This window comes from Acidithrix ferrooxidans (genome assembly GCF_000949295.1).
In the GTDB taxonomy this organism is placed as follows: Bacteria; Actinomycetota; Acidimicrobiia; order Acidimicrobiales; family Acidimicrobiaceae; genus Acidithrix; species Acidithrix ferrooxidans.
Window position 1 is genome coordinate 1 of the sequence record NZ_JXYS01000119.1, and the last position, 8,529, is coordinate 8,529.

Here is an 8,529-nt window from a genome sequence, read left to right on the forward strand (position 1 = left end):
ACACCTCACTCCACTGGCACACCTCNCTCCACTGGCACACCTCACTCCACTGGCACACCTCACTCCACTGGCACACCTCACTCCACTGGCACACCTCACTCCACTGGCACACCTCACTCCACTGGCACACCTCACTCCACTGGCACACCTCACTCCACTGGCACACCTCACTCCACTGGCACACCTCACTCCGCAGGCACACCTCACTCCGCAGGCACCCTCACTCCGTAGAGATGGTCAGACCCTCAACTCGCCGCCCCGACGGTAGATGTAAGTTGGATTGACAATGGTCGTTGGGGCCGACATGCCAGTTACAGTTCCAGGTATGTCAAATTTCATCAAAGTCAATGTTTATGACTCGACTCCATTAGAAGAGAATCACCAGGGTATGAAAGGTGATCTCAATCCAAAATGGACGAGAATCAATCTGGACTTGGTGTTATATGCCGTGCCGGTGAGTTTTGTTCCCAATCACGGTGATGGGGACGAGGCCACGCGCATGTTTGTGGAGTTGGTTTTTGTTAACGGCTTAAAGTTGCTTGTGCATCTTGCGGGAGGCGAAGAGTTCGTTAAAGAAATCTTGGAGGATCTTAACTAGGGTCGCGCGACGGGTGAGCGTTAGTTAGCGCCGTTCGTATCCGAGATCGTGCAATCCCTGTCGCCGTATGCCGGGGCCGCCGGCTCATGTTGGCCACGTCGAATGGCCATATGAACAGTTGGTTCTTCGACGCCGACTCCCCACCGTTGACAGTGGAGTTGGATTGGTCCCTTAGAGTTTGTAACCTCAGGCGACATTGACTTAGACAAGCCACGTCGCGAAGCCGAACTCTTTATCATTGTTGCCGGACGCGTCAAATGACGATGACATCGACGTTGACGGTGAGGATGGTTTCGTGATCACGTCGTCGCTGGTGACATTCAAGGTGAGTACGGCGTTCCCTACGATGTCAATTCCATCGCCCTCGCTCCGCTGATGAGAGACTCCTCGCCGCAACGCGATGGACGCCATTGACACCGAGAGTTGTGCAGGGTTGGATTGATGGGTGTGCGAGAGGCTCAGGGTCCGAGATCTGCGCCGAGCAGATGACCTCGAGTGACGACGTTGACTAAAACTCGGGTCGTCGAAGTTAAAAAGGACCTGCGTGCCGATCAGCTCCGTGACGAAAGCGTTGTCGGTGAACCGTGAGATCCAGTTGCGCACCGTCTCATGTGACCGGGCCTCTGTTCTTGGAATCACAGGTATTTGACGCCCTTCTCACGCACTCGCCGGCCCTGAGCGCTGTCAGCTTTCTCGTACTCATATTCGTCACGCTCCGGCAGGCGGCGTTCTAGCTGCGGCCTTGCGGTTCGCCTTTCGAGGAGCGTCAACAACTTCTGGAGTCGTGTAATTCGTGTCACCGTAAAGGGGGTCGTGTTCGTCGCGACGGAAGGATCTGTTGACAATTGCTTCTTCGACCTCGGCTCCCCACCGTCGCCTGAAGTTGGACGGTCCCTTGGAGTTTGTAACCTCGGACAACATTGACCAGGGCAAGCCGGCCTCGCGAGCCGAAGCCGAACTCTCGATCATCATCGACTCGTCGTGTTCGCTCAGCGCCTGCCAAAGAACAACCCGGGCGATGCGCCTCAGGTTAGGGCCTTCGACTCGTCGCTCGCGACATCTTTCAGTTATGAACTCTTCAACCTGCGCCTCAAGAATTGGTCTGATCTTTTGGATGAAGAGCACTGCAGCATCGAAGCCGTCCTCGTCTGAGGGGTTTCGAACGTCGAAGGCCGGCTCTAGATAGCCGGGTCGAAACCAGAGTCCCCACTCTTCGGATGGCCAGGACGATCGTGGTTGCTTTGTGGTCATCACCCGACAGTAGTGCACCGATGGATCTTCAAGGAATCTTATTAAGCAATGTTTGCATATCCATAATTGATTGCTAAACTAATCAAAGAAAGATTAGTGAGGAATCAAGGTGATCGAACGGATTCGAACAGTGGTTGTCGGTACGACGCCAGGAGTTAGCGCACTAACCCCCGGTGTCGAAGTACTCGACTGAGAGTGATGAGTCACTTGGCCTGTTCACGTCGAACACCATTGCTTCGCTTCCGGTACCAGTATCGCTCCCGGCGGCAAAGAGTCCTGCACACTCGTCGATCGCCTATGGGAATTCCTCGGTTGGCACCTCGCCTCGTCTCGTTGACGTCAAAGGCATTGCAACCTCGGGAGTGCGAAGTCATTTAATTCTCCAACTAACAAGCTGTTCTGCTACGTGGTTCGACGCACTCGAGTCGGGCGCAGGCACCATTACCGGTGGGGTGTCGGGACCCTCATTGACGAAGACGCTCGTACTTTCAAACTTGGAACGAGGTGAACGTGCGCGTCGCATTGGCGATCGGTCCGCTGTCGTTGCTCACGCACGCACCCACGGGAGATTCGTGTCGTTCGACGCGCTTCAGTCAAGCGAAGGTGTGGTGTCGCGGTGAGCGTGCGAACCGATCATAAAGATGACTACACATTCGCTTGGGTGATCGCGCTGTGCCTCGCTGCGTATTTTCTCTTCGTCGGCGGGGGACTGCTGAGTGCACTTCTTTCCGGCAATGGTTTTCCTATTCATAGCGCGCCGCCGCTGCTCAATTTCATCTCACACCTCCGTAACCCTTCACTGGCATGGGGCGTCCCCGTCGGCCCTCGAGACCTCTACTGGGCATCGACTGTTTTCGTTTTCGTCGTGTCGATCGGGGGACCGTGGTATCTGATTGCTCGAGTGAAGAATCGCTCGCGCGATAGAGCCACCGATCAGGACACGCTCCCCGGATTCGCCAGTGCTCGCGAGGTGAAAGCCATTGCCGGAAGAAAGCACTTACGGGCAACGATACGTTCATCAGTGAAGTGGCCGAAGCCACGTGACCTCGGGTTTGTTCTTGGTAAGAGCCACCGAGTGGATTGCTATTCCAGTTATGAATTGAGCATAGGAATCGTTGGCCCCCCAAGGTCAGGTAAGGGAATCAATTTCATCATCCCCTTCATCCTCGACGCACCGGGCGCAGTGGTAACGACCTCCACCAAGATCGACAATCTCGTTCTCACGATGATCGCACGCTCCAAGATCGGGGAAATTTCGATCATGGATCCGGAGGGGCTCGTGACGAGCGTGACGAGCGTGACGGGTCCACTGAAGAGGTGGTCGCCCCTGAGGGGCTGCGAGTCGCCCTCGACCAGCATTCGTAGAGCGAGCACGTTGTGCGCTGGCGTTGGCGAAGGAGTCAAAGATGCCGGTCTGTGGGTTAAAGAAACCGAAATAGTAACTCAGTGCCTGCTCCACGCCGGGGCGATCGAGGGTCGAACTGCATCCGATCTACTTCGCTGGAGCCTGTCGGCTTCTAATTCTCGCGAAGCAGTCAAGATTTTGGCTGAAAATCCGTCCGCGACCCCAGGGTGGTCGCAGGCACTCGATGGGGTGATCTCGTCTGACGAGAGACATCGCGATATTGTGTGGTCGTTTGTTCGTACGGTCTGGGCGCCATTACTCGACCCCAAAATCGTGACCCAACTCACCCCCGAACCTGGCGCAGCCTTTTCACCGTTCGACTTCATCAACGGACGAGGAACGCTCTATTTGCTCGGAACCGCCGGTGGCAGCATGGTTATGGAGAACTTCATCACAGCCCTGATTCAGGACGTCATCGACGTTGCGTATCACGAGGCGTCGAAATCGAGTAACGGATTTCTGAATCCGTCACTTTCCTTGATCCTCGACGAAATTTCTAACTACCCATTAAAGTCACTCGGCGGCGTGGCGTCTTCTGGCGGGGGAAACGGTATCACCACGGTCGCCGTGGTGCAGTCGCTCGCCCAACTGCGTGCCCAATTCGGCTTCGAAGTGGCCCAGGGAATTTGGGACTCTATGAACGTCAAACTGTACCTCCCTGGATCGAGCAGTACCGGCGATCTTTCTGACATCTCCCGGTTGATTGGCGACCGCGACGTCACGGAAACTTCGACCACGCACCACGGCGGCGACGGCACCGCGCCCAGCGTCTCAGAGACCACGCGCCAGCGCCCCGTCTTGGATCCGGCCATGATCCGCTCCATTCCGATGGGTCACGCTCTGTTGTTGTTGCGCAATGCCAAACCAATCATGTTGACGCTAAAACCATGGACCAAGCGCAAGCGAAAGGAAGTTCGTGAGTTGCGCGCGAACAAGAAGGCGGTTGAGAAAGTGCTGCGTGAGAGGCGCAACGATGCGTAGGCGCCGGGTCATACGGGGGTGGTGGCACAGACGCTTCCTCGCGACCGAAAACGGTGAGCAGACCAATGACGAGTCCACCACCACGCCACGCGCCCAGGTGCTGCGGCGTCATCGTGACGTGCCGCCAGTGCCGTTCTCGGATGGTCAGGTCAGCGCTTCTGATGGTGACCTGATTCCGATAGGACCGGTTGGGATGTGGGGGTCCCAGGAAGTCTTCTTGGTGGGAGTGTCGTTGTGCCATCAGGGACCACCACGTCGAGGGAAGTCCATGGTCACGTTGTTGAGTGACGAGACGCGAAAGTTAGACGGACGGATCGACGAGGCGGATGAACAATGAGTGACCACACGCCCTCGGTGCCGGGCCGTCCGACTCGTCCGGCGAGCGCGCGGCGCGTGGCGACGAAGGAGGTGACGGCGCCTCTTCACTGGCCGACGATTACCCCCTTCGAGGCGGAGCGTGAGTGGCCGGCGTTACGTGCCTGGGTCACGGACCTGCGCGAACGCTACGACGAGCTGGATTTTCATTACGTGCCAGCGTGCTGGTATCAACACCCGGCCATCGTGTCAGCGTTACAGGCGCTCAGGGATCACGAGCGCGTGGCCTACGATGCGTCGTCACCCCTCTCCGCGGGGACGGAATGGCATCGCGCTTTTCGCGACGCAACGAATCAATTACGCACCTTCAGCGGGTACTTGCGCTGCACGACCACGGAGCACTTTCCGAGTCGACCAGTCCTGGCTGAGGACGAAGAGGCCTGGCGTACGTTCGTCGCGAAGGACGTGGCAGAGCGCCGGCGTCGAGCAGTCGCCGCTGCGTTGAGTTCGGTCGCTGACGTCGAACGCGAACTCGGGGACTGAAAGAGGTGACACCGTGACGAAGCGAGTCTCTTTGCCGGTGGCATACGACACCGACGTGGACGGGTTCGCTCTCGATACGGACGTCACCAAGAGGTGCTCCACCGGTGCGCAGTGCTGGCGTGGTGGGTGGTGCCCTGACGGTGAGGACGAGTGCTGCGCGAACGAGTCTGTTGTGACCCAAGGCGTCGCGCTGACGCCGCTGACCAACTACGTCAGTACGCGCTCGGTTGAATCGATCATGATTGAAGACCTCGCCGTCCAGCAGGGGCTACCGGTGCGGAAACTCCTCCTCACCGTGCCCGAAGCCGGTGCGGCTCTCTCCATCAGTCGTTCCAAGGTCTACGAACTGCTGGAATCGGGCAGTCTGGCGTCGGTCTACATCGGTCGGTCGCGACGGATCAGAGTCAGCGATGTTGAGGATTTTGTGGCGGGTGGTGGACGTGAGTACTAGATCCAGCACGGAGTTCTCGAATCACCTACGTTTTCTACTAATGAAGGAGATCACATGACCAGTCGCCGAGGCAATGGTGAGGGATCGGTCTACAAGACCAAAGACGGCAAGTGGGTCGCGTCGATCGACTTAGGCTGGGTGGACGGGAAGCGCAAGCGTCGAACGTTCCAGGCGAAGACCCAAGCCGAGGCGCTGCACAAGATGCGAGAATTGCAGCCCCAGAAGTTTCACGGCACCCAACTCGCCTCGGAACGACTATCCGTCGAGCAGTACCTCGAGACGTGGCTATCCAAGCGGATTCCTGGCACCGTGTCGGTGAGAACGGAGGAGATCTACGCACGCGTGGTTCGCCTCTACCTGGTTCGCCATCTCGGAAAGATTCGCCTCAACAAGTTGACGCCCACTGACGTGAACGCCATGATGATCGCACTTGGTGAGAGTGGCTTCTCCCCGTCCACCAAGCGAATGGCGCGCGCTACTCTGCGCCGGGCACTTCGCATGGCCGAGCAGGACGGATTGGTCACGCGCAACGTGGCCTCGATCGCGGAGGGTCCAAAGTTGCCGCACCGTGAGGGTCGCACCATGACCCCCGAGCAGGCGCAGATGTTCCTTGCCGTCTGTAAGGAACACCGACTCGGGGCGGCCTACACGTTGGCTTTGTTGCTCGGGTTGCGCCGCGGCGAGATCATTGGTCTCGCGTGGTCGGATATTGAGATCACCGGTGACGCGGTCGTGGTAACGGTTCGTCGTCAGCTTGTACGCGATAACTCCGGCGTGCACTTGAGCGATCTGAAGACCAAGGGGAGTCGGCGCACGCTGCACCTCTCGCCGCCGCTGGTCGATCTGCTCGAAGGTCATCGCCGAGATCAAGAGGAGGAGGCCCTGCTTCGCGGTGAGGCGTGGCGTAACGACGAGAATCTCATCTTCACCTCTACCTATGGACGCCCCCTGGATCCGGGCGATTTCGGCAAGGGCGTCCCTCGAATCACCGAGAAGGCGGGACTGGGACACTGGTCGATTCACGAACTTCGTTATCCCAACCTTAATAAAATCCCAACCTTGGCCCCCAAAACAATCTGACACCGGCCAGCTTTGAGAGAAAAGGTTGGGATTTTATTTCATTGTATGCTCCACTTTGTCAATCTAAAGAAGGGCATTCCTATGGATATACAAAACCTGCGGGATCACTATCCCGAGCTTCTTGCCTACATGGAAGACCACGGCTACTCGAAACTCTACGTGGAACGGTTCGCCCGGGAGTTGAAACAAATATTGGCTCGGGCGGATTCCGCGGCCTGGTCCTGTTATGCAGATGTGTATCGGGACTATACCTACACCTCGCGCTCTGTCGGGTATCTCCGGGATAAACGCACGATCATTGGCGCTATTGAACAGTTTGATCTCTATCACCGATTCCCAGATGGTCGGCGGCGTCATGAGCTTTTTCCACGAGGCGCTTACCCATTACTATCACCCGAATTCCGATCGATCATTGACGACTACGGTGCCATTGCAGCCCAACAGGGCAAGAAACCAACCACCATCGACACCGAATCGCATCAGGCTGCGACCTTTTTCTTGGCCCTTCAGAACCAGGGCATCGATCGCCTCATGAACGTAACCCAAGCGGCAGTGCTATCGGTCTTTCTGTCTTCGGATGGCACCCTACGACGGAGTGCTTCGTACAAGAAAAGTGTTATGGCGGTCTTGAAAGCGGGTCTCTCCGACCACGAAGACCTGTGCAAGCGAATTTTGACCTTTCTACCGGCATTACGGGAAACGCGCAAGAACATTCCGTATCTCACCCCTGAAGAGATCGATAAGGTGAAGGCGGCCCTCGCACCCGAGAACCCCGCACTAACGCTGCGCGATAAAGCCATCGGGATGCTCGCGCTGTATACAGGGTTACGAAGTTGCGATATCGCGGCCATGACCCTTGATTGCCTTGATTGGGATCGGGACGTCATCACCATTCGCCAGCAGAAAACAACGGTGCCACTGGAGCTCCCCTTGACAACCGGCGTCGGCAATGCCCTCTATGATTTTCTAACCCATGAGCGTCCATCAACAGACAGTCGATACATTTTCCTGTCCCAACGTCGGCCCTATGAACGATTACAAAGTAGGAGTCTTGGCAACGTCGCAGCGCAGATAATGCGCTCTAGCGGCATCCGACAATCCTTTGGTGATCGACGGGGACTACATCTCTTTCGGCACCATCTAGCGACCACCCTTTTGGGCCAGGGCGTTCCCCAGCCGGTCATCAGCCGGACCCTCGGCCACACATCGCCCAATTCCCTAGGGCCCTATCTCAGCGCCGACTTTACACATTTGAAGGACTGTGCGCTCAGCATCGTGAGGTGGCCAGTGGCCGAGGAGGTGTTCTCCAATGACTGAGTTCACTTCGCACTTAGCGCCGCTCATTCTGGAACATACTTATCAAGTTTCGTAAGCAAGAGCCATTTTGGAATCAGATTCGCGGAGTAGCGGATGTGGAGACGCAAACACACATGTATTGAGAAGTCGCTCTACCAATGACATTTCAAAGTGCCTTCGGTTGAATCGGTATGCGAATTCCTCGAGGTAAAATTGCTTATGTTCCTCACGTCCGTGGTATGTTCCGTCGATAAATTTCTTGCAGTTCCCTATCAGGATGTTGAGCCATTTGAATGTTACATGTGCTTGTTCGTCTTTGGATAGAGTGATCGAATGCGCTAGTCCAAGGTCTCGAGCACATACCCCGTAACTTGGGTTACCATCACTTATCAGCTTGGTATCGGAATCTAAACGTCTCACAAAAACATCTTTGGGTGATTTAGCAGTGGTATCTTTGATTACTTCCATGAAGCAATGAGTAGGAGCACCATTGCTAATCGACACTCCAATTAGGACATTGGTTTGTTTTGTTCCCTTTCCTCTTCTGCCTTCGCCATGGCTCTCACCACCTAAAAAGAACTCATCTACTCAGACGTTTCCTCCAAGTTT

Annotated in this window: 11 protein-coding genes and 1 pseudogene; 8 read left to right on the forward strand and 4 right to left on the reverse strand. The window is 56.3% G+C overall.

Annotation, left to right across the window (positions count from 1 at the left end; translation table 11 throughout):
• The first annotated feature begins 280 nt into the window (after nucleotides 1-280).
• Nucleotides 281-598 carry a hypothetical protein gene (locus AXFE_RS16275; protein WP_152626173.1) on the forward strand — a complete coding sequence of 106 codons (318 nt, stop codon included), beginning with the start codon at nucleotides 281-283 and terminating at the stop codon, nucleotides 596-598.
• Nucleotides 599-618: 20 nt separating this feature from the next.
• Here AXFE_RS16275 and AXFE_RS20180 read toward each other — a convergent pair whose 3' ends face one another.
• From AXFE_RS20180 to AXFE_RS16285, 3 genes are all read right to left on the reverse strand, one after another.
• The gene (locus AXFE_RS20180; protein WP_160291910.1) at nucleotides 619-795 is read right to left on the reverse strand and encodes a hypothetical protein; all 177 of its coding nucleotides are present in this window, start codon (nucleotides 793-795) and stop codon (nucleotides 619-621) included.
• 4 nt (nucleotides 796-799) lie between these two features.
• Nucleotides 800-1,237, reverse strand: a complete 438-nt coding sequence (locus AXFE_RS16280; protein ID WP_052606992.1) for a hypothetical protein — start codon at nucleotides 1,235-1,237, stop codon at nucleotides 800-802.
• Between the two features lie 69 nt (nucleotides 1,238-1,306).
• On the reverse strand, nucleotides 1,307-1,867 hold the full coding sequence (locus AXFE_RS16285) for a hypothetical protein (protein ID WP_152626174.1): 561 nt from the start codon (nucleotides 1,865-1,867) through the stop codon (nucleotides 1,307-1,309).
• A gap of 155 nt (nucleotides 1,868-2,022) precedes the next feature.
• Between AXFE_RS16285 and AXFE_RS16290 the strand changes: the two genes are divergently transcribed.
• From AXFE_RS16290 to AXFE_RS16320, 7 genes are all read left to right on the forward strand, one after another.
• Nucleotides 2,023-2,469 (forward strand): hypothetical protein, encoded by a 447-nt coding sequence (locus AXFE_RS16290; RefSeq protein WP_052606994.1) that lies wholly within the window; start codon nucleotides 2,023-2,025, stop codon nucleotides 2,467-2,469.
• The gene (locus AXFE_RS16295; RefSeq protein WP_052606995.1) at nucleotides 2,466-4,235 is read left to right on the forward strand and encodes a type IV secretory system conjugative DNA transfer family protein; all 1,770 of its coding nucleotides are present in this window, start codon (nucleotides 2,466-2,468) and stop codon (nucleotides 4,233-4,235) included. Before AXFE_RS16290 ends, AXFE_RS16295 begins: the two co-directional genes overlap by 4 nt.
• Before the next feature lie 127 nt (nucleotides 4,236-4,362).
• Complete coding sequence (locus AXFE_RS20895; protein WP_235347895.1) at nucleotides 4,363-4,572, forward strand: hypothetical protein; 210 nt, start codon at nucleotides 4,363-4,365, stop codon at nucleotides 4,570-4,572.
• Nucleotides 4,569-5,093: a hypothetical protein gene (locus tag AXFE_RS16305; protein WP_052606997.1), complete on the forward strand. Its 525-nt coding sequence runs from the start codon at nucleotides 4,569-4,571 to the stop codon at nucleotides 5,091-5,093. Before AXFE_RS20895 ends, AXFE_RS16305 begins: the two co-directional genes overlap by 4 nt.
• A 172-nt stretch (nucleotides 5,094-5,265) precedes the next feature.
• The gene (locus tag AXFE_RS16310; RefSeq protein ID WP_200891326.1) at nucleotides 5,266-5,544 is read left to right on the forward strand and encodes a helix-turn-helix domain-containing protein; all 279 of its coding nucleotides are present in this window, start codon (nucleotides 5,266-5,268) and stop codon (nucleotides 5,542-5,544) included.
• Between the two features lie 54 nt (nucleotides 5,545-5,598).
• Entirely contained in the window at nucleotides 5,599-6,624 is a 1,026-nt protein-coding gene (locus tag AXFE_RS16315; protein ID WP_052606998.1) for a site-specific integrase, read from the forward strand.
• Nucleotides 6,625-6,858: 234 nt separating this feature from the next.
• On the forward strand, nucleotides 6,859-7,941 hold the full coding sequence (locus AXFE_RS16320) for a tyrosine-type recombinase/integrase (protein ID WP_160291912.1): 1,083 nt from the start codon (nucleotides 6,859-6,861) through the stop codon (nucleotides 7,939-7,941).
• Between the two features lie 42 nt (nucleotides 7,942-7,983).
• On the opposite strand, the pseudogene AXFE_RS16325 reads toward AXFE_RS16320, so the two are convergent.
• A pseudogene (locus AXFE_RS16325) lies at nucleotides 7,984-8,529 on the reverse strand (IS1595-like element ISAxf1 family transposase); the annotation flags it as partial.